General features: G+C 69.6%; 24 protein-coding genes. 9 read left to right on the forward strand and 15 right to left on the reverse strand.

The features are described 5' to 3' along the window. Window positions 1-121: 121 nt before the first annotated feature. Entirely contained in the window at window positions 122-1177 is a 1056-nt protein-coding gene (locus BR31_RS0113125) for a coiled-coil domain-containing protein (RefSeq protein ID WP_027501370.1), read from the reverse strand. Between the two features lie 424 nt (window positions 1178-1601). Between BR31_RS0113125 and BR31_RS0113130 the strand changes: the two genes are divergently transcribed. The 7 genes from BR31_RS0113130 to BR31_RS28520 all read left to right on the forward strand — a co-directional run bounded on the left by BR31_RS0113130 (window position 1602) and on the right by BR31_RS28520 (window position 7394). Beyond that, window positions 1602-2135, forward strand: a complete 534-nt coding sequence (locus BR31_RS0113130) for a hypothetical protein (protein WP_051637371.1) — start codon at window positions 1602-1604, stop codon at window positions 2133-2135. Window positions 2136-2148: 13 nt separating this feature from the next. Continuing rightward, entirely contained in the window at window positions 2149-2610 is a 462-nt protein-coding gene (locus BR31_RS0113135) for a nitroreductase/quinone reductase family protein (RefSeq protein WP_027501372.1), read from the forward strand. Between the two features lie 221 nt (window positions 2611-2831). Beyond that, window positions 2832-3551 carry a hypothetical protein gene (locus tag BR31_RS0113140; RefSeq protein ID WP_027501373.1) on the forward strand — a complete coding sequence of 240 codons (720 nt, stop codon included), beginning with the start codon at window positions 2832-2834 and terminating at the stop codon, window positions 3549-3551. A gap of 87 nt (window positions 3552-3638) precedes the next feature. Next, on the forward strand, window positions 3639-4784 hold the full coding sequence (locus BR31_RS0113145) for a site-specific integrase (protein WP_231496474.1): 1146 nt from the start codon (window positions 3639-3641) through the stop codon (window positions 4782-4784). Window positions 4785-5059: 275 nt separating this feature from the next. Then, window positions 5060-5287, forward strand: a complete 228-nt coding sequence (locus BR31_RS31080) for a hypothetical protein (protein WP_027501375.1) — start codon at window positions 5060-5062, stop codon at window positions 5285-5287. A 47-nt stretch (window positions 5288-5334) separates the two neighbouring features. Beyond that, complete coding sequence (locus tag BR31_RS0113155) at window positions 5335-6030, forward strand: response regulator transcription factor (protein ID WP_027501376.1); 696 nt, start codon at window positions 5335-5337, stop codon at window positions 6028-6030. Next, entirely contained in the window at window positions 6027-7394 is a 1368-nt protein-coding gene (locus BR31_RS28520; protein ID WP_081830451.1) for a sensor histidine kinase, read from the forward strand. The genes BR31_RS0113155 and BR31_RS28520 overlap by 4 nt, the downstream gene beginning before the upstream one ends. A gap of 101 nt (window positions 7395-7495) precedes the next feature. Here the strand turns inward: BR31_RS28520 and BR31_RS0113165 are convergent, their stop codons facing one another. Beyond that, complete coding sequence (locus tag BR31_RS0113165) at window positions 7496-8671, reverse strand: M24 family metallopeptidase (RefSeq protein WP_037176529.1); 1176 nt, start codon at window positions 8669-8671, stop codon at window positions 7496-7498. Window positions 8672-8708: 37 nt separating this feature from the next. Between BR31_RS0113165 and BR31_RS0113170 the strand changes: the two genes are divergently transcribed. Then, window positions 8709-9671 (forward strand): 5'-3' exonuclease, encoded by a 963-nt coding sequence (locus BR31_RS0113170; RefSeq protein WP_027501378.1) that lies wholly within the window; start codon window positions 8709-8711, stop codon window positions 9669-9671. 2 nt (window positions 9672-9673) lie between these two features. Here BR31_RS0113170 and BR31_RS0113175 read toward each other — a convergent pair whose 3' ends face one another. The 13 genes from BR31_RS0113175 to pafA form a co-directional block, all read right to left on the reverse strand. Beyond that, entirely contained in the window at window positions 9674-10315 is a 642-nt protein-coding gene (locus BR31_RS0113175; protein ID WP_027501379.1) for a DUF4097 family beta strand repeat-containing protein, read from the reverse strand. Between the two features lie 106 nt (window positions 10316-10421). Then, window positions 10422-11207, reverse strand: a complete 786-nt coding sequence (locus tag BR31_RS0113180; RefSeq protein ID WP_027501380.1) for a MerR family transcriptional regulator — start codon at window positions 11205-11207, stop codon at window positions 10422-10424. Window positions 11208-11211: 4 nt separating this feature from the next. After that, a complete protein-coding gene (locus BR31_RS0113185) occupies window positions 11212-12027 on the reverse strand; it encodes an alpha/beta fold hydrolase (RefSeq protein ID WP_027501381.1) in 816 nt (271 codons plus the stop codon). Between the two features lie 117 nt (window positions 12028-12144). Then, window positions 12145-12744 (reverse strand): hypothetical protein, encoded by a 600-nt coding sequence (locus tag BR31_RS0113190; RefSeq protein ID WP_027501382.1) that lies wholly within the window; start codon window positions 12742-12744, stop codon window positions 12145-12147. Further along, window positions 12741-13856 carry a PEP/pyruvate-binding domain-containing protein gene (locus tag BR31_RS0113195; RefSeq protein ID WP_027501383.1) on the reverse strand — a complete coding sequence of 372 codons (1116 nt, stop codon included), beginning with the start codon at window positions 13854-13856 and terminating at the stop codon, window positions 12741-12743. Before BR31_RS0113195 ends, BR31_RS0113190 begins: the two co-directional genes overlap by 4 nt. Window positions 13857-13858: 2 nt before the next feature. Next, window positions 13859-14245 carry a hypothetical protein gene (locus tag BR31_RS0113200; RefSeq protein WP_027501384.1) on the reverse strand — a complete coding sequence of 129 codons (387 nt, stop codon included), beginning with the start codon at window positions 14243-14245 and terminating at the stop codon, window positions 13859-13861. An 83-nt stretch (window positions 14246-14328) separates the two neighbouring features. Continuing rightward, a complete protein-coding gene (locus BR31_RS28525; protein ID WP_037176532.1) occupies window positions 14329-15342 on the reverse strand; it encodes a DUF4333 domain-containing protein in 1014 nt (337 codons plus the stop codon). 117 nt (window positions 15343-15459) lie between these two features. Further along, complete coding sequence (locus BR31_RS0113210) at window positions 15460-18159, reverse strand: DEAD/DEAH box helicase (RefSeq protein ID WP_027501385.1); 2700 nt, start codon at window positions 18157-18159, stop codon at window positions 15460-15462. 112 nt (window positions 18160-18271) lie between these two features. Next, window positions 18272-19213, reverse strand: a complete 942-nt coding sequence (gene tatC / locus BR31_RS0113215; protein WP_027501386.1) for a twin-arginine translocase subunit TatC — start codon at window positions 19211-19213, stop codon at window positions 18272-18274. Between the two features lie 71 nt (window positions 19214-19284). Continuing rightward, a complete protein-coding gene (gene tatA / locus BR31_RS0113220) occupies window positions 19285-19548 on the reverse strand; it encodes a Sec-independent protein translocase subunit TatA (RefSeq protein ID WP_027501387.1) in 264 nt (87 codons plus the stop codon). A gap of 72 nt (window positions 19549-19620) precedes the next feature. Further along, the gene (locus BR31_RS0113225; protein ID WP_027501388.1) at window positions 19621-20595 is read right to left on the reverse strand and encodes a helix-turn-helix transcriptional regulator; all 975 of its coding nucleotides are present in this window, start codon (window positions 20593-20595) and stop codon (window positions 19621-19623) included. Further along, complete coding sequence (locus BR31_RS0113230) at window positions 20592-21593, reverse strand: helix-turn-helix transcriptional regulator (protein WP_027501389.1); 1002 nt, start codon at window positions 21591-21593, stop codon at window positions 20592-20594. Before BR31_RS0113230 ends, BR31_RS0113225 begins: the two co-directional genes overlap by 4 nt. Window positions 21594-21633: 40 nt before the next feature. Continuing rightward, complete coding sequence (gene pafA / locus BR31_RS0113235; protein ID WP_027501390.1) at window positions 21634-22992, reverse strand: Pup--protein ligase; 1359 nt, start codon at window positions 22990-22992, stop codon at window positions 21634-21636. An 87-nt stretch (window positions 22993-23079) separates the two neighbouring features. Between pafA and BR31_RS0113240 the strand changes: the two genes are divergently transcribed. Further along, the gene (locus BR31_RS0113240) at window positions 23080-24501 is read left to right on the forward strand and encodes a bifunctional phosphatase PAP2/diacylglycerol kinase family protein (protein WP_051637382.1); all 1422 of its coding nucleotides are present in this window, start codon (window positions 23080-23082) and stop codon (window positions 24499-24501) included. Window positions 24502-24514 lie beyond the last annotated feature (13 nt).

The following is a 24514-nucleotide window of genomic DNA, read 5'->3' on the forward strand; positions in this document are numbered from 1 at the left end:
CCATGGTTCCACGCGGCGAGGACCTGTCAAGGAATCGCCACGCAGCGTGCGGCGCGACACCCTCCGGTGTGGGACATGCCCCGAAGCCGGCTGATACCCGGGCTCCGCCCGTGACTTCGCGTCACGTGGTCGCGTTCTCCGCCGGCTCGCCTCCGCGAGTACGGGGGCGTAGCTCGTCCAACTTCTCGCGCAGTGCGGCCTCGGCGGTCCGGGCCTCGCGGGTGTCGAGGCGGGCCCGCTCGAGATCGTCCCTGAGGGTGTCGGCGCGTTCGCGGGCGGCGGTGGCCGCCGCCCGCTCGTGGTCGACGGACTTCTCGAGCCGCGCGATGGTCGCCGCCGCAGTGGTCGCTGCGAATTCGGCCGCGGCGCGCATGTCGGCGATGCGTTGCTCGGCCGACGCGACGACCTGCGCGAGGCGTTGTTCGGCCGCCACGCCCGCCTGCTCGGCACGGTGCTCGGAGGCGGCCGAGGACTGTTCGGCGGCCGCCGCCCTTCGTTCGGCCGCCTCCGCCAGGGACTGAGCCTCGCGCAACCGACTGCGCAGATCGTCGAGGTCGGATTCTGCGGCAGACAGGCGGGTGTCGCGATCCGCCTCGACGGCCGCCACCCGCTCGGTCTCGGCTCGCAGCGCACCCACATGCGTCTGCTCCAGGCTCTGGACCTCGGCCTGGTGCTCCGCGGACAGTCGTTCGAGTTCGAGCCGGTGTTCCGAGACCGCGGCGGCGAGTTCGGCGTCGACCGCGTCGACGGCGGCCTCTGCGTTCGCCCGATCCTCCACCGCGGCCTCGTGCCGTGTCCGCAACTCGGCCAGGTCCGTCTCGTACTTCGCCTTCGTCTGCGCGACTTCGACGGTGGCGCGGTGCAGTGCCACGTCGAGCGCGTCCGGGTCGCTGAGCTTGTCCACGGCGGCGGTGATCTGCCGGGCGAACACGTTGAACTGCTCGATCGAGGTGGCCGTGACGGTCCTGAGGTCCTCGAGCGTCCGTTCGAGGACTCCGACCGCCTCGCTCGGTGTCGCGGCTGCGAGCGCGTCGAGTTCGCCCTGCTGCTCACGGGCCTTCCGGCGCGAGCGGAAGGCCCGGACACGGTCCGCGTCGGTGGCGTACTGACGGGGCCGGCCCGGTCGAGCCTTCGGCTCCTCGGCGGTGCCGTCGTCCTTCGCGGCCTCGGTGTTCACGGGTACTCCCCTGTTCGTCGCTGTGGATCTTTTAGTTACGTTACGTGTCAGGTTACGTTACGGCGAACGTAATGAAATGATGATTCCTGATCGTCATAATCCCCACTTATCGTGAGTTACCGACCGGGGAGATTTCGTGTCCGAATCGCACGCGAAGCCGTCCCCGGATGGGGTGTGAAAAAACGAGGCCCAGGGGCGGACGACACGGCGCCCGTTGCGTCGGTCCCTTGCGGGGCGGTGTAGGGCCACCGATGCTTGTCGAGTGGCATTCGGGCGCAAGATCGCATGTGTGGTCGGGGCGGTAGCCGTCGTCTACCGAGCCTGGGTGTGCCCTCGGCTCATGCGTTGGGGTGCGACCGATGAGGAAGTGGCTGGTCCGTATCCCGGAGCAGACCTGGTCCCCGCAGGCGAAAGGGGCGCGACGATGGCCGTCACGATCGACGCGCTGCCGGATCAGGTCTGGCCGTGGCTCGTGCAGTTGGGCGGGGATCGTGGGGGGTGGTACTCCTGGGACCACCTCGACAACGCCGGTCGACCCAGTGCTCGACACGTCCACCCCGAGTGGCAGGACCTCGCCCTCGGCGACTACGTGAAGTACCGGACACGTCGCCACGGTTATGTGGACGCGTGGGAGGTGGCGGCGCTCGAGCCGAATCGATTCCTCGGACTGCATGGGTTGAGCGATCTACGAGGTCGCAGCCTCGATCCTCGACGGCCACGGCCGTCGGCCTACACCGAAGGCCTCTGGGGCTTCCAGCTGAATGAGCTTCCAGGCGGGCGCACGCGTCTGGTGATCGGCGGCTATCAAGTCTTCCGCCCGCGATGGCTCGGACGTTTCGTCTCCTACTGGCTCTTTCCCACGGTCGTCTGGATCATGCAGGCACGAATGTTGGCCGTACTCAGGCGAACCGTCGAACGAGCGGCCGGTGGACGGGCCGGCACGAACCCACACCCATGATCGAGAGGCCGCGATGACTTTCGACACCCCCAACGGCACCACCGGCGCCCGCCAGCCCAAGGCCGGACCTGTGATGCGATGGCTGAATCGCTTCGCCGAGAAACGAATCCGTAAGGGAGGAACCGCCTTCGGCGGCATGAATGCTCTCGTGCTGATCACCGTCGGCCGTAAGTCCGGCATCGAACGCCGCACCCCCGTCGGCTGGTTCCCCGGCGAGGACGGCAGCTGGCTGATCGTCGCTTCCGCCGCAGGCGCACCGAAGAATCCCGCCTGGTACCACAACGTCGCCGCCAACCCCGACAAGATCCGCATCGAACTGGCCGGGGAAACCCACGACGTCACCGCCGAACAACTCCACGGAGAACAACGCGACCGAGCCTGGAAGCAGATCGAGACCGCCGCACCACGATTCGCCGACTACCAGCGCAAGACCGACCGGCAACTCCCGATCATCCGCCTCACCCTCCGGCGATGACGTGAGCTGACGATTCTCGTGCCATCGCGGGCCTCGTTGCGGTTCGGCGATCGGTGCCGAAACTCTGTCCCGCGAACGTCCGACAGTGGAATGTCGTGAAACCGAGAGGAACTGGCCGCCTGTCCGTATAAAGGGTCGCGTGCGCGACTGCGCGCATCGAAACCTGTGCGCCGCGCTCCGCATGCCGACCGCGGGCCTGTACTCGATCGAAGGAGATCTGTATGTCCCGATCCTCGATGGCCCGCGTTGCCGCGGCCGCCGCCTCCGGTGCCCTCGTCGTGGCCGGCGTGACCGTGGGTGTCGGCTTCGGCGCTGGCACGGCCGGCGCGGCCGGCACCTGCAACCAGAGCAGCCAGGCGAGCAAGAACGACATCAGCACCTGGGGCATCACGCACAACTATTCGAAGACGGTCTCATCCGCCGAGGCGGCCGGCGGCACCGAGGTGACCTACACGACGGTGGTCTCCACCACCGGTATCGGTAACCCGTACGTCAACACCATCAACGACATCCCGCCCGCCGGCTTCGGCGCGCCGGTCAAGGCCACCGTCACCGCCTACCATTTCGCCCAGGGGCAGGTGACCAATGATGTCACGCCCACCAAGAACGGCAGCGGCTGGAAGGTCACCAGCACGGGCTGGTTCGTCAACTCCGGAAACCCGGTCACGCTGAAGATGACCTACAAGGTTCCGGGCAACGCCTCGATCGGCTCGCAGATCACCAGCGGCGGCACCGGCGTGGCCGGCACCGTCGGTGTCTCCAACGAGATGCCGAACCTGACCGCGTGCTTCACCGTCCGCCTCCCCAACCCGGGTGAGGCCACCACCGGCAGCCTCGACATGGCGGGCCTTGGCTCCGCCGAAGGCCAGCTCAGCTCCACCGGCTCGGTGTCCGATGTTCTCGGCGACACCATCACCAGGGTCCTGCAGAACGGCAGCTAGCAACATCCGAAGCTCTTGTCCCGGCGCCGCTCTCCACGGCGCCGGGGCGCGGGGTCGAACCCGCATCGCTGACGTATCTTCTGTTGTGTGGCGGCCGAACTCGAACCCCTCATCGCCGGCGACGCCGCGCAGGGTGCCCTCGTGGTCCCCGCCGACGCGGCCGCGGCGATGCACCGACTGCGCGTCGAGTCCGTCTCCCCCAACACCCGCGCCGCGCAACTGAGCGACTGGACGTGCTTCACCCGGTGGTGTGACCGCGTCGGGCGGGCACCGCTACCCGCCTCCCCCGACCTGGTCGGCTGGTTCCTGACCGAGAAGTCCTCGGAGGTCCGCCAGGACGGCCGGCCCGCCTACGCGTCGTCGACGATGACGCGCTGGGTCGCCTCGATCAACAAGATCCATTCGCTCGCAGGCCATCCGAAGCCGGGGCAGTCCTCCGCCGTGCGCGAGATCCTGCGTGGTATCGCCCGTACCAGGGCCACACCGCCGCTTCGTCGCGAGCCGCTGCTCACCGCCGACATCCGCAGCATCGTCGAGTCCATGCGTGCCCGGTCGGCACACGGCTCGTGGGCCGACCGGGCGGCCGAGCGGCGTGACACCGCGTTGCTGCTGCTCGGACTGACCGGCGCGATGCGGCGATCGGAACTGTCGGGGCTCGCGGTGGGCGACGTCGTCCCGCACCGGGCGGACGGACTGTACGTGACGATCCGCCGGTCGAAGACCGACCAGGCCGCGGCCGGTCGCACGGTCACGCTCCCCTACGGCCAAGCCGAGGTCACCTGCCCGGTGTGCGCATACTGGCGGTGGCGAGCGGTGCTGGACGCGTGGGACCGGGACGGCAAAACCGCGGTCAGCGCGTTGCTCGCCGAGCCCGACACCGAACCCCTCGACCACTGCTGCCGCGGTGTCCGTGGTCGCCCCGAGGCGGCGGTCCGGCCACTGTTTCGTCCCGTGCACCGCACCGGAGCCCTTGGCGCGAACGCGCTGTCCGGACAGGCGATCGCGTCGATGATCCAACGCCGCGCGGTCGAGGCCGGGTACGCGGAGGAATTCGTGGCCCTGCTCGGCGGGCACAGCCTCCGGGCCGGATTCGTCACCCAGGCGGTCCGCAACGATGCCAGCGCCGAGCAGATCATGACCCAGAGCGGACACACCGATCAGCGGATGATCGCGATCTACTCCCGCCAGCACGCGGGCCTGCACGGGAACGCCGTCACCGCGCTCGGCCTCTGACTTGCGTCGGTGCCGGTGACCACCAGCGCCGACGACGGAACGGCTGATGCGTGGCACGGTACCCGGCTCGACGTGGTCGCGGACTCTCACAGAGTCCTTAATCTCTCGCAACGGAACCACAAATTCGCCTCCCTAGGCTATCGATACGAGCTCTTCGGAGAATCGAATTCACCTGGAGAGCAAGAAGTTCTGAGCGACCAGGAGGCGTCATGTCGGGTATTCGGAGGTTGGGCCGGGAACGGCGTTGTGTCACCGCAACGACCGCGGAGCTGCGAATGCGCGGGCTGGACGCGATTCTCGCGTCCGACGAGAACTGCCGGGAGGTAATCGTCACCGAGCCGGGCCGGGGGTGGCTGGCGTCCGTGTTCCCCGGTGCCACACCGAACGACGAGGTCGACGTCCTCCTCTTCGCCACCGAACCGGCGCTGCAGTGGACCGAGGACTACCTCCGGTGGGCCGACTCGGTCGAGAATCTGTTGAGCGCTCGACGTGTCGCGGCCTGAGCGCGCATTGGACGGCGACAGCCGTCCGGACGCTGCAAGATGAAGGAGTGGTGGCGGTTCAGAAGGTACTGATCGTCGAGGACGATGCCGATGTCCAGACCGCGCTCCGGCGCGGCCTGGAACTTTCGGACTTCATGGTGGTCACGGCCGCGGACGGGGCGGCCGCCCTGCGCGCCGTGGACGAACACGACCCGGACCTGGTCGTGTTGGACCTCAACCTGCCGATTCTCGACGGGGTGGGGGTGGTGAAGGCGCTGCGCGCCGTGCACAACGACGTTCCTGTGTGTGTCCTCAGTGCCCGCAGTGCGGTCGACGACCGGATCGCGGGCCTCGAGGCCGGGGCCGACGACTACATGATCAAACCCTTCGAGTTCGGCGAGCTGGTCGCGCGGATTCGTGCCCTGCTGAGACGTCGACCGGTATCGGAGCAGGCGTCCGGCGACGGGACTGTGACGATCGGCCCGGTCGCGATCGATCTGCTCGGCCGTCGGGCCTACGTCGAAGGCAGGGAGGTACACCTGACCAAGCGCGAGTTCGATCTGCTCGCGACGCTGGCCGAGAACCGCGGGATCGTGCACAGCCGCGAGACGCTGCTGCGGTCGGTGTGGGGATACGACTTCGACACCGAGACGAACGTGGTGGACGTGTTCGTCAGCTATCTGCGCCGCAAGCTCGAATCGGACGGCGCTCCCCGGGTGCTGCACACCGTACGCGGCATCGGATTCGTTCTGCGGGACCGATGACCGCGCGACATGGGCCGGTGTCGCTGCGGCTGCGGGTCACCGCTGCGGCGGCCCTCGGCACGGCGCTGGTCGTGCTGCTGCTCGGCGGGGTCGCGTGGTTCGGTATCGACCGACAGGTCGCGTCCCAGCTCGACAGCAAACTGGAATCGGTCACCGAGGTGGCCGCGGCCAACCTGACCAGCCTGAGGGTCCTACAGGGGCCGTTGCCGTCGCTGCCCCCGGGGTACGCGGGCACGCTGCGTGCCGGCGACCTGGTGCTCTCCTCGACCGACACGCAGCTGCCCGAATCCCAGGTCGGCTGGCACGATGCGACGGCCGACGGGGTGCGGTACCGGGTGCGGACGGCCGAGGTGCTCAGCGGGCTCGGAGCCACGATCTCGATCGGCGCACCGACTGCCCCGGTCCGGGCCACGATCGACGGCTTGCACGGGTGGATGCTGATCATCGGCTGCGGCGCGGTGGTGGTGGCGGCCGCGCTGGGTTGGTTGTTCGCGGGGGTCGCGATACGGCCACTACGCCGTCTGGCCGAACAGACACGTCGGTTGGGCGTCGATCCGGAAGCACCGTCGCCGAGGGTGTCGGGGGCGAGGGAAGCCGAGGAGCTCGCGTCGGCGCTGCGGTCGCTGCTCGACGCGAACGCGGCCGAGCGCGCTCGCACCGCGTCGGCGCTGGCGACCGCACGCGACTTTGCTGCCGCCGCCGCCCACGAGCTGCGCACACCGCTGACGGCGATGCGTACAAACCTCGAGGTGGCCACGACGCTGGATCTGTCCGCCGCCACGCGGCAGGAGATCCTCGATGACGCGCTACGCACCGAGCGGCGGGTGGAGGCCACCCTGCGTGCGCTCGAGCGGCTTGCGGCGGGTGAGCTGTCATCTGAAGCGGATTTCGAGCAGGTCGACCTGGCCGAACTGCTGGACCGGGCGGCCCAGGATGCGATCCGAACCCATCCTGGTGTGGACATTCGACTCGATGTTCCGCCGGTCCTCACTGTCATGGGGCTCCCCGCAGGCCTCCGGCTGGCGGTGGACAACGCCGTCTCCAATGCGATTCGGCACGGCGGCGCCCGAATGATCGAGATCGCGGCACTCGCCGATGCGGACGAGGTGGTCGTCACCGTGACGGACGACGGCACCGGCATACCTCTGGGTGAGCGTGACGCCGTGTTCGAACGATTCCGTCGCGGCACGGGTGCGGCGCTGGACGGATCGGGCCTGGGTTTGGCGCTGATCCGTCAGCAGGCCGAGCTGCACGGTGGCGCGGCCCGGTTCGAGGACAGCCCGCTCGGCGGGGTTCGGCTGGTGTTCGGGCTGCCGCTCCAGTCCACCCGCACGGATCGATCCGGGTCCTTTCCTCGTCGGTGAGGAAGCAGGCATGACGACGCCTCCCGCGGTCGGGGTGCGTGTCGCGCAACCCATTCAGCATGGTCCCCCTCGGCCGGGACCTACCGCGGGGAACCGCAGGGTCAGTCCCCGAGCACCGTCAGTCCGTGCGGACGGGAGTTCATCGGCTCGCAGCCGTCGGCGGTGACGACCACGATGTCCTCGATCCGGGCGCCCCAGGCGCCGCGGAAGTAGATACCCGGTTCGATGCTGAAGGCCATGCCCTCGGCGAGCTCGATGCGATTGCCCGCCACGATGTAGGGCTCCTCGTGGACCGAGAGGCCGATCCCATGACCGGTGCGGTGCACGAACACGTCCGCGAGGCCCTCCGCGGCCAGCACGTCGCGGGCGGCGGCGTCCACGGACTCGGCCGTGACGCCGGGGCGAACGGCGTCGACGGCGGCGCGCTGCGCCCGCTCCAGCACGGCGAACCGGGCGGCCACCTCGGCGGTGGGTTCACCGAGGCAGTAGGTGCGGGTCGAGTCGGAGTTGTAGCCGGGCTCGACCGGACCGCCGATGTCGACGACGACGACGTCGCCCGATTCGATCGTCCGATCCGAGACCTCGTGATGCGGGTCCGCCCCGTGCGGACCGGAGCCGACGATGATGAACTCCGCCGCCGTGTGGCCCTCCTCGATGATCGCGGCCCCGATGTCCGCCGCGACCTCCGCCTCGGTGCGGCCGGGCCGGAGCCACTCCGCCATCCGGGCGTGCACCCGGTCGATGGCCGCACCCGCGCGCCGCAGCGCATCGATCTCGGCGGGGTCCTTGATCATCCGGAGTTCGCGGAGCACGTCCGTGGCCAGGACGGGCGGTGCGCCGAAGGCCGCGGTGAGCGGGATGACGTGCAGCGCGGGCATCGCGTCCGCGACGGCCGTCCGTGCGGGCGAGGGCAATCCCGACGCGACCAGGGCGTACGGGTCGACACCGTCCACCCAGTCCCGCACCGTCAGGCCCAGTTCCGCCGTCGCGGAATCGCCCAGCGCCGCCAACTCCAGCCGTGGAACCACCACCGAGGCCGTGGATCCGTCGGCGGGAATGACGAGGCAGGTGAGCCGCTCGAAGGAATCCGCCCGCGAACCGAGCAGGTACCGAAGGTCCGGGCCCGGGGTGATGAGCAGGGCGTTGAGCCCCGCTGCCGCGGTGAGTTCGGCCGCCCGGCGCAGGCGTTCCGCGTAGATCGCGGTCGGGAAACGCGCTGGCGCCTGCGCTTCTGGACTATCGGATGGGGTGCTCGCGGAACCGCCGTGGGAACTCATGCCACTCAGGTTAGTTCGGTTTGGCAGGATGAGGGCCATGACTGGCCCCCTGCTCCTGCTCGATGGCGCGAGCCTGTGGTTCCGCGCGTACTACGCGCTGCCCGAATCGTTCACCTCCCGCGACGGGCGACCGGTCAATGCCGTCCGCGGATTCACCGACATGGTCGCCTCGCTGATCACCAGGCATCAGCCCGAGCGGCTGGCGGTGTGCCTCGATCTGGACTGGCGCCCGCAGTTCCGAGTCGACGCCGTGCCCTCGTACAAGACCCATCGCGTCGCGATCGAGACCGAGGTGGGTCCCGACGTCGAGGAGGTGCCGGACACGCTGACACCGCAGGTCGACATGATCCTCGACGTGCTGGCCGCGGCCGGTATCGCGACCGCCGGTGCCGAGGGCTTCGAGGCGGACGACGTGCTCGGCACCCTCGCCGCCCGCGAACGCGCCGACACCGTCGTGGTGGTGAGCGGCGACCGGGATCTGTTGCAGGTCGTCGCCGACGATCCGGTGCCGGTGCGGGTGCTGTACGTCGGGCGTGGACTGTCGAAGGCCGAACTCTTCGGTCCCGTCGAGGTGGCCGAGAAGTACGGCGTGCCCGCGCATCGCCCTGGCATCGGGTATGCGGAATTGGCCCTGCTTCGCGGCGACCCCTCCGACGGATTGCCCGGCGTCAAGGGGGTCGGCGAGAAGACGGCCTCGTCCCTGTTGCTCGAGTACGGGTCGGTCGAGGCGCTGCGCGCGGCCGTCGGTGATCCGGAGTCCGGTCTGGCCAAGGGGATCCGGGCCAAGCTCACCGCCGCCTCCGACTATCTCGACGCCGCGCTCCCGGTGGTTCGGGTGGCCACCGACGCGGCGGTCGAGATGTCGCGCCCCGACCCGTTGCCCGTCGCCCCTGTGGACCCGGACCGGCTCGAGGCGCTCGCGGACGAACTGGCCATCGGGGCGTCGATCGGCCGGCTGACCAAGGCGATGGCCGCGCCGCGGAACGGGTACGGCGGGTAGCCCTAGGCGGCGCCGTGCCGGATGATGATGTTGCCGAACGCGTTACGCGCGTACACGTGCACGGTGTCCCCGTTCGTCCGCAGCCGGTCGACCGGTTCCATCAGGTTCTGCACGGTGCCGTACTGAGCGGTGGTCTCCAGCCGCGCCGCGCTGCCGGGGCGGATAGCCACCTCCAGCTCTCCGGCGGACGTCTCCAGTCGAAGCTCGCCGCGGGTTGCTTCGCCGATGCGGATGTCGCCCTTGGCGGTTCGCGCGGTCACCGAACCGCGCGGGCGTTCGACGGTGATGTCGCCGGCGGACGTCTCCAGTCGAAGCTCGCCGAGTTCGCCGATACCCAGCAATCTGCCCACACCGGCAGTTGCATCGAGACGCGAGCCGGTGGGCACCTCGATGGTCACCTCGATCGAGGGGTTGCCGCCGAACGGGGTGTGGGTCCGCCACCCTCGCGGCGTCTTCACGGTCAGGCTGCCCGCGGCGAAATCGACCTGGGTCTGCTCGGCGGCGCGCACGTCCTCGGTGCTGGACTCATCGGTTGGCCGGACCTCGACGACGGTGTCGGTACGGTCCGAGGCGACCACCGTGACGTCACCGCAGAGCACGTCGACGGTGACGGCGATTGGTTCCTGGGTCTGGAATGCGGGCATGGCTGTACTCCTCTGATGGGTGAAATGAGCGGCGGGGTCGGCGGACCCGGCCGGTGAAGTGCCTGCGGCCGAAATGAGCCGGGCTGAAAGACCGAGTAGTGCTCGGTCAGTGGGAGTTCGGTCCGGGGATGTCGATGCCTGCGGAGCGGAGCTTGGCCTCGAAGAGCGTGGTCAGCCGGGCCGAGGCCGATGCCTGCTCCTCGCCGTAGTCGCGGATCAGCTTGTACCGGGCCGCGGCCTCGGTGCGGGCCTGCAGGCCGGTCACGATCTTCAGCAGTGCGGGGTTGGCGAGGTAGTGGTCGGCCATGGCTGTGGCGAGCTCCTCGATGCGGGGATCGTTCGGTTCCCAGGCCGCGGCTTCCAAGGCCCGCTTGTTGAGGGCGACGAACTGGGTGTCTTCGAGGGCGTGCTCGACATGGGTGAGGTAGTCGTCGAAACCCTCGGGGACCAATGCCTTGGCCAGCACCAGGCCCTCTCGGGAGGCCGCCACGTCGTCCGCGGTCAGACCCAGGCCGGGCATCCGGTCCAGGAGCGCCACGGCGCGGTCGGGCAGCATGGCCCGGTCACCGTCGGCGAGCCGGTGCAGCGTGTCGCGCCGGGCGATCAGCTCCTCGATGCGTTCGGTGAGGTTCCGCTCGACGTCGGCGAGTGCGGCGGCGAACAGCGTGGCGTCGGCGTCGAGCAGGGGCCCGATCTCGGCCAGTGGCACACCGGCTCCGGCCAGGGTCCGCACCTGGACCAGCCGCAACAGGTCGCCCGATCCGTACCGCCGGTAGCCGGAGCTATCGCGTTCCGGTTCCTCGACCAGCCCCTGCTTGTGGTAGTGCCGCACTGTCTTGATCGTCACGCCTGCGAATACCGCCGCCTGCCCGATGGTGACTCCGTTGATCATCTGCTCAGCTTGCCTGGTGATCGTCGAGGGCGGCGACCTCACGTACCGCGTCCGCGACGGCCAGGAAGTCCTTGCGCAGAATGTGGGAGTGATTGCTGGCGACGCGCGCACTCACCTCGATGTTCGAGTTCCGAGCGAGCACCGGATCGAGCGAGGCGCGCACCGCTGCCATCTCTTCCTCGCCGCCACCCAGGTTGGCGCCCGTGGCCAGGACGTACCGTACCGGGCAGCTCACCCGGTCCAGCACCGGCGCGAGGGCGGCGTGCAGCTCGTTGGCCTCGATATTGACGTCCGCGTGCTGCTCCGCGGTCATTCGCGCGGACAAGCCGAGCGGGCGCGCCACCGGCATCAGGAATCGCATGCGGCGGAACAGCTTCCGGATGCGCTCCCGGGCCTCTTCGCCGGTGATGCCGTACGGCATCGCGCCGTCCACCGACACCACGCCCATGGCGCGGCCGGGATTGCGCTCGGCCCAGTGCACCGCGAGCAGTGCGCCATACGACCAGCCCACCACGATCGGCTGCTGGGCCCCGGTCGCCTCGAGGACGGCGTCGATGTCGCGCAGGCACGCCTCGAAGGAGTAGTCAGCGGACCGCTCCGACTTGCCGCGGGCCCGCTCGTCGAAGGTGATGTGCCGGAACTCGTCACCGAGTTCGGCGATCACCGACCGCCAGTGCTTGGTGTCGGCGTAGGACCCGTTCAGGTAGATGACGGGACGGCTGGTGCCGCCGGTGTCGGTCACGGCCAGTGCCGTGTCGTCGACCGGCACCATGCCGGTCCAGGTGGAAGTGCCCGAGTTGCTCGCGTTCGAAGTCGTCATGCGATGAAGGGTGCACCTTGACCTCGGGTCAAGGTCAAGCCACGAGTTCCCGAGGGCTGTTTTGCGGGTAGCGGGATCCACAGGGCCGGATGGCAACCCGTTGTGGCTCGCGTGTGGTCAGCGTGTCAGGCCGAGGGTGGCGACGAGGTCCTCGTGCAGCTCGAACCACACCGCGTGGCAGGAGTCGCGATCGGTACCGGTGATCCAGGAGGCCTCGGTGCGCGCGTTGAGCAGGGCGTCGGTGAAACGCCGGTGATAGCCGGAGAACCGTTCGAGGTGGGCCGTCAGGCGATCCTCGAGTCCGGCCAGCGCGGCCGCGGGACCTTCGAGTGCCGCGATCGTCTGGGTGATGGTCACGGTGTGCGTACTGATGCCCATCTCGGCCAACTGCCAGGCGGTACAGGCCGCGGTCATGACGTCGTTGTGCGGCAGGAAGTCCCGGTAGATCCCCTCGAGAGCCGCACGGGCGCCTGCGGCATCGAGTTCAGCCGCCAGAAGGCGTTCCCCGTGAGCTTTGCCGACTTCGGTCAGCGACCAGCCCTCGTCACCGGCAAAGGCGGAGAGGGTGATCCAGCCCCTGGCCTGAGCGTCGAGCAGGTGCTCACGCACCTCGTCCTCGGGCAGTCCCAGGCGGTCGGCGATACGGGCGGCGTCGGCGTAACCGAGAGTCCGGACCGCGTGCAGCACCAGAACGTCGATGGGTGTGGCGCCACTCATGTGTTCTCCGCGGTGTGCTCGGGATGGTCACTGTGCCCGGACCGTTCGGTGGTGACCGTGCCGTTGGTGCCGTCGACGATGACGCGCATTCCGTCGGCGAGCACGGCCGTCGCGCCGGCGGCCGCCGTGACGGCCGGGATGCCGAACTCGCGCGCCACGATCGCGGCGTGGGCGAGAACGCCGCCGATCTCGGTGACGACCGCCGCAGCGCGGGCCAGCAGCGGAGTCCACGCCGGCGAGGTGGTACGACAGACCAGCACGTCGCCGCCGCGGAATCGGGTGAAGTCGTCGAGCCGGCCGATCACTCGAACGGGCCCGGCCGCGATGCCGGGGCCGGCAGGCGTGCCTGCGAGCAACGCCGTTCCGGCGATGTGGGGTGACGGTGCGCCGGGTGCTGCCCCCGATGTGGTGATGGGACGTGCTTGCAGCACCCACACCGTGCCGTTGGCGATGGCCCACTCGATGTCCTGTGGACACCCGAACGACGCCTCGATCCGGCGCCCCGTCTCGGCGAGCGCGAGCACCTGCGTCACCGTCAGGACGGGTTGGGCGACGGCGTTCGCGGCGGGGGCGACCCGGTGGCCGTCGACGATCCACCTCTGCGGGGTGACACTGCCGCCGACGACCGACTCGCCCAGCCCGGGATGCGCTTCGATCACCACCTGGCCGGTGCCGGCGACGGGGTCTCGTGTAAACAACACTCCGGCTACTTGGGGGCGGACCAGCGCCTGCACGATCACCGGCTCCACCGGCCGCGGTGACCGACCTGTCCGAGCGGCGTACGCGACGGTGCGAGATCTGGTGCCCGAGGCGGCGATGCGCCGCACCTCCTCGGCCACCTGCACCGCGGTGGTGGCGCCGAGGCTGGTGTCCAACTGGCCGGCGAACGACGCATGGACACCGTCCTCCACGAGCGCGGAGGAGCGCACCGCGAACGCTCCGCTCCCCAACTCGGGCAGGGCGGTCTCGAGTTCCCCGGCCCAGCTGTCGTCACCGAGCGCGTCCTCGATCACGAACCCGGCAGGCACCCGAAATCCCTCGCGCGCCAGCCTGGCAAGGGTGGCGGCCTTGGCGCCGGACCGCTCATCGGCTCGGCTCAGCGGAACCAGCACGGTCAGGACTCCGTGTCCGGGCCGGTCACTCGCGTGAGCACTCGGTTGAGCCGCTGCTGGGCGGCCTGCGCCGAACTCAGCCCGAGTGCGTCTGCGATCTGCGTCCACGTCATCCCGGCTCCCCGTGCGGCGAACAGCAATCCGGCCTCGGATTGGTCGAGCTCCGCTCGCGCGGACGCCAACAGGCGCAACCCCGCGCCCACGACCGCGGGATCAGTGGTCCGCGCATCGCGAGCGGTCCAGGCGGTGAACCGCACCAGGTCACCGTCGGACGCCGGCTGGCCGGGATGCTGCCACGGGCGCCTGGCGAGGCCGGCGGCACCGGCCTCGTCGACGACAACGCGGGCGCGGCCGAGGTCGGCAGCATCATCATGATCATCGAACGACACCACCCCACCTCAGCGCATCAACATTCTGTTGTCAACAGAATGTTGATGCGCAATGGGGTTGTAGGGCTCAGCAGGGAGCTGTCCTACTTGCTGGTCGGCCGACTCACCTCGTAGGTGCCGGAGTCGTCGGTGAAGGTCACGGTCACCTGCTGCGGCTCGCCGTCGACGGTCAGCTCGCAGGTGAAGCTCTCGCCCTTCTCGACCTTCTGGTCGGCGGGGCAGGTCACGTCGTCGACGTCCTTGATGCCGTAGGAGCCCGTCAGCACCTGCTCGACGCCCCGCTCGGCCGCGGCCCGGTCCAACGTGTCGCCGCCGACCAGCGTCATGCCGACGATCGCGGCGATGACGCCGAGCACCACGACCGCGCCGACGCCGAGCGCGATCCACAGCGGGAGCTTCGACGAACCGCCTCCCGGCTGACCCGCGACCGGTGCGCCCCACTGCGGCTGACCGGGCTGGGCATATCCGCCCTGCGGATACTGACCGGGCTGGCCGGGATACTGCTGCTGCTGCTGCTGCGCGTTGTAGGCCTGGAACTGCGGCTGGGCGCCGGTCTGGGGCTGACCGGGCTGCTGTGCGCCCCAGGCCTGTTGGCTCCACTGCTGCTGGTCGCTCGGGGGCTGGGCGGGGTACTGCTGCTGCCCCGGGTACTGCTGTCCGGGGTACTGCGGCTGACCTGGATACGGCTGCTGCGGAGCGGAGTACGCGGGGTACTGCGGCTGGGCGCCGGGCTGGGGCTGGGCGGGCTGCTGTGCGCCCCAGGCCTGTTGGCTCCATTGCTGCTGCTGTGGGTACTGCTGGCCGGGGTACTGCTGCGGCGCCTGCGGGTGCTCGACACCCGGATACGGCTGCTGCGCAGACGGATACGCCTGGGTCGGTTCCGCACCGGCCTGCTGCGGCCACTGGAACTGCTGTGTCTGGTCGCCACCTTGCTGTGGCGTCGGCCCGCTCTCCGGCTGCGACGGTTCGCCTGCCGCCTCCGGAGTTTCGGCTCCGGTGGTCGCGGCCTCGGCGGGTGACTGCTCACCGGCACCGGGCTGGTCCTCGCTTGGCGCCCCGTGCTCGTCTGGCTGGCTGGGTCCGACCGGGCCACTCATCGTTGCCTCCCCTGAAGGTTGTGTTGAGGTACACCGTAGTCCCCCGGGGCTCGTCACCCCGGGGTCAAGCGGCGTGGCTGTCCGAGAAGCCGTCGAATCCGATCACCTTCGGCCCGATCAGGCCGCGTCGATGGCCACGACACCCCGCCGGATGGCGTGCACCGCCTTGGTCGCGGCGGCGCGCACCTCGCGGTCGGGCGCGGTCGACTGCACCTGGTCCAGGAGATCGATCACCTGCCTGCACCACCGGACGAAATCGCCTGCCGAGAGCGCCTGTCCACGATCACCCGCCGCCAGCAGCGCGTCCACCAGCGGTTCCCCTCGCGCCCACTTGTAGATCGCCGAGACGAAGCCGAAATCCGGTTCCCTTGTGAGCGGCAGCTTGTGCCGAACCTCGTCCGCGCGAAGCTCGCTCCACACCTGCAAGGTCCGGGTGAGCGCGTGCCGCGACGGTCCGGTCGGGCCGCGGTCACCGGTGTCGCCGTCCTGCCGCGACTCGTAGACCATCGTCGACACCACACCCGCCAGCTCGGCCGGTCCGAGGCCCTTCCACAGGCCGCCTCGCAGACATTCCGCGACGAGCAGGTCGCTCTCGGAATAGATCCGGCTCAGTCGCTGCCCGTTCTCGGTGATCCCGTGTCCCTCCTCCTCGATGTACTCGCGTTCGGCCAGCAGCGCGACGATGCGGTCGAAGGTGCGGGCCAACGAGTTCGTCGTCGCCGCGACCTTTTGCCGCAGGGTCTCCGTTTCGCGGGCCAGTGAGTTGTACCGTTCCCCGATCCGGCTGAGCTGCTCTCGATCCGGCGCGGTGTGGCACGGGTGTGAACGCAACGCCCGCCGCAGTGTCGCCAGCTCGCGATCACTGGCCGCGGGCGACTTCCGCTTGCTGTATCGGCCCGGCGGCACGATCCCGGTGCTGCGCAACGCGGAGGCGAGATCCCGTCGGCTGCGGGCGGTGCGGTGGTCGACGTGGCGGGGTAGCCGCATGCTGCCCAGTGACTTGGCGGGTGCCGGGAAGTCGGCCGCGGAGATCCGCCCGGCCCACTTGTCCTCGGTCAGCACCAGTGGACGCGGATCGTTCGGATCGGAATCGGTCTCGAGTACCACCGCCAGCCCGGACCGGCGGCCGACCGGGATCGCGATGACGTCACCGCGGCGCAGTGCCGTCAGGGAGCTCACCGCGTCCTGCCTGCGGTCCGTGCGGCCCTGCTTCTCCAGCTGGCGTTCGCGGGCGCGAACCCGCTCCCGCAGCTGGGCGTACTCGAAGAACTCGCCGTCGGCGCCGCCGAGCTGATCGCTCAGCTCCGCCAGCACCACCCGGTTGCGTTCGATCGTGCGGACGATCCCGACCACCGACCGATCCGCCTGGAACTGCGCGAAGGACCGCTCCAGCAGCGAGCGTGACTCCGCCGCTCCCATCCGTTCGATGAGGTTGATCGACATGTTGTACGCGGGCCGGAACGAACTCCGCAGCGGGAAGGTACGGGTCGAGGCCAGGCCGGCCACCTCGGTGGTCTCGATCCCGGGCTGCCACAGCACGACCGCGTGGCCCTCGACGTCGATGCCTCGCCTGCCGGCCCGGCCGGTGAGCTGGGTGTACTCGCCGGGGGTGAGCTCGGCGTGGGTCTCGCCGTTGTACTTGACCAGACGTTCGAGCACGACGGTCCTGGCGGGCATGTTGATGCCGAGCGCCAGCGTCTCGGTCGCGAACACGGCCCGGACCAGCCCGTTGACGAACAGCTCCTCGACGGTGTGCCGGAACGCGGGCAGCATCCCGGCGTGGTGTGCGGCGATGCCCCGTTCGAGGGCCTCCCGCCATTCCCAGTAGCCGAGCACCTCCAGGTCGGCGCGCGGCAGCTCACCGGTGTGCTTGTCGATGATCGCGGTGATCGCCTCGACCTGCTCCTCGGTGGTCAGCCGCAGCCGCGACCGCAGGCACTGGGCGACCGCCGCATCGCAGCCCGCCCGGCTGAAGATGAACGTGATCGCGGGCAGCAGGCCCTCCTCGTCGAGGCGCGCGATCACCTCGGGGCGGGCCAGCGGCCGGAAGTTGCTGCTCGAGGCGCCCCGGTCACCGCGACCGCGGCCGCGTGGCTGCCACGAGTCGGCCCGGTCCAGCGCCTGGCGTTGCTTGAGGTGCCGCACCAGCTCGCGGTCGACGATCAGCTTGGCGTTGCTGTCCGCCACCTGCGCATCGTGGTCGAACAGGTCGAAGAGCCTGCGGCCCACCATGATGTGCTGCCACAGCGGCACCGGCCGGACCTCGTCGACGATGATCTCGGTGTCTCCGCGCACGGTCTCCATCCAGGCGCCGAACTCCTCGGCGTTGCTGACGGTCGCGGAGAGGCTCACCAGGCGGACCTCCTCGGGCAGGTGCAGGATGACCTCCTCCCACACGGCGCCGCGGAACCGGTCCGCCAGGTAGTGCACCTCGTCCATCACCACGTGCGAGAGCCCGCGCAGCACCGGGGAGTCCGCGTACAGCATGTTGCGCAGCACCTCGGTGGTCATGACGACCACCGGCGCCTCGGGGTTGATGCTCAGGTCGCCGGTGAGCAGCCCGACGGAGGACTTGCCGTACCTGTCGACCAGATCGGAGTACTTCTGGTTGCTCAGCGCCTTGATCGGGGTGGTGTAGAAGCACTTTCGCCCCGAGGTGAGGGCGAGGTGCACCGCGAACTCGCCGATCACCGTCTTGCCCGCGCCCGTCGGCGCACACACCAGCACCCCGTGCCCCGCCTCCAGCGCCCGGCAGGCCTCCTTCTGGAAGGGATCGAGCGGAAAGCTCAGCTGCGCCGCGAAGGTCTCGAGTTCCACACAGCCAGGTTAGCCAACGGGACGGCCGGGTCCGTCCAACGACGACGGGCTGCCCTCGAACCGACCATCGAATGGCGGTGGCGGGGGCAGCCCGTGCGTCGTGGCGGGTACGTCAGAGGGTGTCTGACAGGTCCTTGAGCGGCGTCGCACCGGAGATCGTCGACGCGTCGTCGAGCGGTGTCGTACCGGTGATGGTCGACGCCTCGTCGTCGTCGAGCGCGCCCCAACCCTCCTCCTGCTTGCGGGCCTTGCGCTTGTCGTTCAGGCGCGCGATCTGGATGGAGAACTCGACGAGCACGGTCAGTGCGGCCGCAAGCGCGAGCATCGAGAACGGGTCCTGGCCGGGGGTCGCGATCGCGGCGAACACGAACAGGCCCATGATGATGCCGCGGCGCCAGGCCTTGAGCTTGTCGTAACTGAGCACGCCGACGGCGTTGAGCGCCACGATCAGCAGCGGGATCTCGAAGCTGACACCGAAGATGATGATCAGATTGATCACGAAGCCGAAGTACTCGGAGCCACTCAGCGCGGTCACCTGGACGTCGCCGCCGATGGTGAGCAGGAAGTGCAGCGCCTTCGAGACCACCACATAGGCGAGGACCGCGCCCGAGACGAACAGCGCCGCGCCGCCGGCGACGAAACCGATCGCGTACCGGCGTTCCTTGGCGTACAGCCCGGGCGTGATGAACGCCCAGAGCTGGTACAGCCAGACCGGGCAGGCGAGCACGATGCCTGCCGTGAATGCCACCTTGAACCGGAGCATGAACTGTTCGAACGGCCCGGTGGCCAGCAGCCGGCAGGCGCCGTCGCTGGTGAGCTCGGCGCGATTCGCCTGAGGCAGCGAGCAGTACGGCCCCAGCATCAGGTCGCCGAGGCTCTGGATGCCGAAGATCTCGTGCGAGTACCAGAAGAAGCCGAACGCGGTGGTGATCAGCACGGCGAGAATCGACAGGAGCAACCTGGTCCGCAGCTCGTACAGGTGGTCGGTCAGCGACATGCTGCCGTCTGGATTGACCCTGCGTTTGCTCCGCCGCGGGTCGAATGGGATGCGCACAGTGGGCCCTGGTTCTGGTCAGCAGTCGGCCCGGGGCGCGATATGCAGCCCCGGGACCGTCGGAATCGGGACTAGGAAGTCCGGGGCTCGGTGTGAGTGACCGCGGACTGCGTCGGATCGGCGACCGGCGCCGCGGTGGGCAGCTCGGCAGGCGGGGCGGCGGGTGCCGGAGCGGCGGTGGCGGCACCGTCGTTCTGCATCTCCTTGACCTCGCTCTTGAAGATCCGCAGCGACCGTCCCAGGCCGCGCGCGGCGTCGGGCAGCTTCTTCGAACCGAACAGGATGACGACGACAAGCGCCACAATGGCCCAGTGCCAGGGGCTCATGGCTCCCATTTTTACCTCCAGGTATCAGATGATTCGATGCTACCGGACCAGAGCGGTCAGGCCCCCCGCGGAGAGTGCGGGTCAGTCAGCAGTCGAGGCCTCACCATAGGCGGCAAGCGCGGCCTGTGCACGGTTTCGCACGGACGCCGCCAGATCGTCAGGGCCGAGCACACGCACGCCGGGACCGAACCCCACCATCAGCCGGGTCATCCAGTCCTGCGAGCCGTATCGCATCGACGCCTCGATCGAGCCGTCCGCCGCGACGGCGACGTCGGTCATCGGGTAGTAGTCCATCACCCAGGCGTGTTCCGGCCCGATCAGCAGCCGGGCCTGCGGAAGCGTCGGGTCGTCGTGGAACAGGTCCATCGATCGGCCGTCCTCGAGTGCGGCCTCGGGTGCGGCGGCGGGCTCGTCGAGTTCGACCGCCGCGTCGATCCGGTCGAACCGGAACAGCCGGACTCCGGCGGCCTGCCTGCACCACGCCTGCAGGTAGCTGTGGTTGTCGACGAGCACGATGCGCACCGGGTCCACCACCCGTTGCGACACCGCGTCCCGCGAAGCGGAGAAGTAGGTCAGCTCCAGTGCCATGCCCCTGCGCACCGCGGAGCGCACGGTCGCCGCCACCGGGTCCTCCGCCTGCTCGCGCTGGTCCGCCACCCCGGCGACGGACCCACCCGCGGCGACGCCTGCCGCCGATTCGATCTTGGCGATCGCACCCTGCACGGCCGAGGGGTCCGCGGTGCCCGGCATCTCCACCAGCGAGCGCAGCGCCACCAGGAGCGCGGTCGCCTCCGTCGAGGTCAGCCGCAGCGGCCGGTCGATGCCTGCCGAGAACGTCACCTCGATGCTCTCCTCCGAGAACGAGAGGTCGATGAGGTCGCCGGGACCGTATCCGGGCAGCCCACACATCCACAACTGGTTCAGATCGTCCATCAGCTGGGCGGTGCTCACTCCCAGTTCCGCCGCCGCCTCCGCGGCGCTCATCCCGGGATTGGCGATGAAGTACGGGACCATGTTCAGCAGCCGGGCCAGCCGGGACGAGAGCTTCTGACTCATCGGCCCCCCTCGCTCGCGGACGTCGACAGCGCCGAGCGCAGCTTGTCCAGGACGTCCTCCTTCAGTTCCGCGGGCTCGAACACCAGCGCGTCCTCCCCATAGCCCGCGATCAGCCTGGCGACCCAGTCCCAGGACCGCACCGGGACCTCGAGCATCGTCCCCGGCCTCCCCCCGACGCTCCGGTCCGCCGCCGCACGGCCGAGCCGCCGCAGTTCCTGGGCGCGACCGTCCGCGACCCAGACGGTGGCGATGCCGGTGACCCCACCCGAGCCCACGATCCGGTCCACGATCTCGCGCAGGTCGACACCGTCGGGCTTGTGCACCGAGTTCACCGGGCCGAACGCGGTGACCTCGTCGCCGATCCGGGACAGCCGGAACGTACGGGTGGCGTCCCGGTCGGTGTCGTGCCCGACGAGGTACCAGCGGCCGGCGTGGGTCACCACACCCCACGGCTGCACGGTGCGGGTGCGCAGGGGCTCGTTGCGGGCCGATCGGTGCTCGAACCGGACGCTCTGTCCGGAGTCGACGGCGGCCAGCAACTTCTCGAGCGCAGGCTCGGATCCCCTCGACCGGGCAGGAAGGGCGGTGATGATCGCCGACGCGGAGTCCTGGTCGACCACCACACCGGCCGCCCGCAGCTTCAGCAGCGCCCCCTGGGCCGCGGAGCTCAGTTCGGGCGACTCCCAGAGTTGCACCGCGATCGCGACGGCGGCGGCCTCCTCGCTGCTCAGATCGATGTCGGGCAGCTCGTAAGCGTCCCGGTTGATCCGGTAGCCCTCCACCGTGCCGAAGCGCGAGGCCTGGCCGGTCTCGAGCGGCACGCCGAGGTCGCGGAGTTCGTTCTTGTCTCGCTCGAACATCCGGCTGAAGGCCTCATAGCTGGCCGATTCGTCGTAGCCCGCCACGCTGTGCCGGATCTTCTCGGCGGTCAGGAACTGCCGGGTTGAGAGCAGACAGATGACCAGGTTCATCAACCGCTCGACTTTGGTGATCGCCACGGCTCAGCAGCCTAGTGCCAGATCGCTGACCGCCCGGCACTCACATCGATGCGATGAGGCGTTCGACGCGCTCATCGACCGACCGGAACGGGTCCTTGCAGAGCACCGTGCGCTGCGCCTGATCGTTGAGCTTGAGGTGCACCCAGTCCACGGTGAAGTCGCGGCCGGCGTCCTGGGCCGCCGAGATGAACTCGCCGCGCAGCTTCGCCCTCGTCGTCTGCGGCGGCGTGTTGACGGCCTCGTCGATCTGCTCGTCCTCGGTGACACGCTTGGCGAGCCCCTTGCGCTGCAGCAGGTCGAAGACGCCGCGGCCGCGCTTGATGTCGTGGTACGCCAGGTCGAGCTGGGCGATCTTCGGGTCCGACAGTTCGAGGTTGTGCTTGTCCTGGTAGCGCTGGAACAGCTTGCGCTTGATCACCCAGTCGATCTCGGTGTCGACCTTCGCGAAGTCCTGGGACTCGACGGCATCGAGGGTGCGTCCCCACAACTCGACCACCTGGTCGACCTGCGGGTCGTGCTCGCGGGTCTTGAGGTGTTCGACCGCGCGGGCGTAGTACTCGCGCTGGATGTCGAGGGCGCTGGCCTGGCGTCCCCCGGCCAGCCGGACCGGGCGCTTGCCGGTCATGTCGTGGCTCACCTCGCGGATGGCCCGGATCGGGTTGTCGAGTGCGAAGTCGCGGAACGAGACGCCCGCCTCGATCATCTCCAGCACCAGCGCCGCCGTGCCCACCTTGAGCATGGTGGTGGTCTCCGACATGTTCGAGTCACCGACGATCACGTGCAGGCGCCGGTACTTCTCCGCGTCCGCGTGCGGCTCGTCGCGGGTGTTGATGATCGGCCGGGAGCGGGTGGTTGCGGAGGAGACGCCCTCCCAGATGTGTTCCGCGCGCTGCGAGAGGCAGAAGGTCGCCGCCTTGGGTGTCTGCAGGACCTTGCCCGCGCCGCAGATCAGCTGCCGGGTGACCAGGAACGGAAGCAGCACGTCGGAGATCCGCGAGAACTCGCCCGCCCGCACCACGAGGAAGTTCTCGTGGCAGCCGTACGAGTTGCCCGCCGAGTCGGTGTTGTTCTTGAACAGGTAGATGTCGCCGCCGATGCCCTCCTCGGCGAGCCGCTCCTCCGCGTCGATCAGCAGGTCCTCGAGCACCCGCTCGCCCGCCCGGTCGTGGGTGACCAGCTGCGCCAGGCTGTCGCACTCGGCGGTGGCGTACTCGGGGTGCGAGCCCACGTCGAGATAGAGGCGCGCGCCGTTGCGGAGGAAGACGTTGGAGCTGCGGCCCCAGGACACCACGCGACGGAACAGGTAGCGAGCCACCTCGTCGGGGCTCAGCCTCCTGTGGCCGTGAAAGGTGCACGTCACACCGAACTCGGTCTCAATGCCCATGATTCGTCGCTGCACACTTCGACAGTACAGCGCCGAGGCGCCCCTGGACCGGCTCACCGCATACATACCTCTGCGGTGTTTCGCGGCGTCTACTCTGAACTGATGACCACGTCGGAGCGGGTCTTGCCGATGGCGCCGCTCGCGTCAGACCGCGGCCTCAGGGCGCTCAGTCGAGCGGCCGATCACGGCGTGCTGTGGTTTGGGATCACCGCCGGCCTTTTCGCCATCGGCGGCCGCCCGAGGCGCGCGGCGGTGCGCGGACTGCTCGCGCTCGGAGCGTCGAGCGCTCTCACCAATGCCGTTCTCAAACCGTTACTCCCCCGCAGGCGTCCGCCCGTGGGATGGGTGGCGCAGCACCGGCAGGCGCGGCGGGTCCCGACCTCGTCCTCGTTCCCGTCCGGTCATTCGGCGTCCGCCGCCGCCTACGTGACAGGTGTGGCGCTCGAATCCCCCGCCACCGCCGCGTTGCTCGCGCCGGTGGCCGCCGCGGTCGCGTACTCCCGGGTCCACATCGGCGTGCACTGGCCCTCCGATGTGGTCGTCGGTGCCGCCGTCGGTGGTGGCATCGCCATGCTGACCCGTCGTTGGTGGGCCGTGCGGACCGAGGAGCCGGCCACGCTGGGGCCTACGGTGGCGGCGCCCGAGATCCCGAACGGCGCCGGCCTGCTCATCCTCGTCAACCCCGGATCGGGGACGGCCGACGATGACCCGGCCGCCGAGCTGGCCGAGTTCCTGCCGGACGCGACCACGCTCATCGAGGCGGATCCGGACGGTGACCTCGGGGCCCAGCTCGACGATGCGATCGCGCGAGAACGGCCGAGGGCGCTCGGGGTGTGCGGCGGCGACGGCACCGTGGTGACCGCCGCAGCGGCTGCGATCCGCGACGATCTCGCGCTGGCGGTGTTCCCTGGTGGCACGCTCAACCACTTCGCCAGGGACGCAGGGGTTCAGGACATCGAGGCCACGCGGGAGGCCGTGGCGATCGGCCACGCGACCCGGCTGGATGTCGCGGAGGTCAGTGCGGACGACCAGAGCCCGAGGTTGTTCCTCAACACCGCGAGCCTCGGTGGCTATCCGGACGCGGTCCGGCTGCGTGAACGCTGGGAGCGCCGGATGGGCAAGTGGCCGGCGGCCGCAGCCGCGATGGTCCGGGTCCTCGCGCGGGCACAGCCCCTCGAGGTGTCCGTCGACGACCGCCGGATCGCGGTGTGGATGCTCTTCGTCGGCAACGGCCGCTATTCGCCTGCTGACCAGGTCCCGATGTCGCGACCGGAGCTGCACAACGGACTTCTCGACGTCCGCCTGCTGCGGGCCGACCAGCGCTGGTCCCGGACCCGGCTGCTGTGGGCCGCCGCGACCGGCACCCTGGGCGGCTCGGCCGGCTACGAACGCCACATGGTCACCGACCTGGAGGTCCGGGTGCACGGCCGGCCCGTCTCGCTCGCCACCGACGGCGAGGTGGTCGGACGGGGCCGCCTTTTCCGGTTCACCAGTAGGCCGCTGGCGTTGCGGCTCTACCGGTGACGTACCGGTAGAG

The sequence above is a fragment of the Rhodococcus sp. UNC363MFTsu5.1 genome (assembly GCF_000686785.1).
GTDB lineage: Bacteria > Actinomycetota > Actinomycetes > Mycobacteriales > Mycobacteriaceae > Rhodococcus_G > Rhodococcus_G maanshanensis.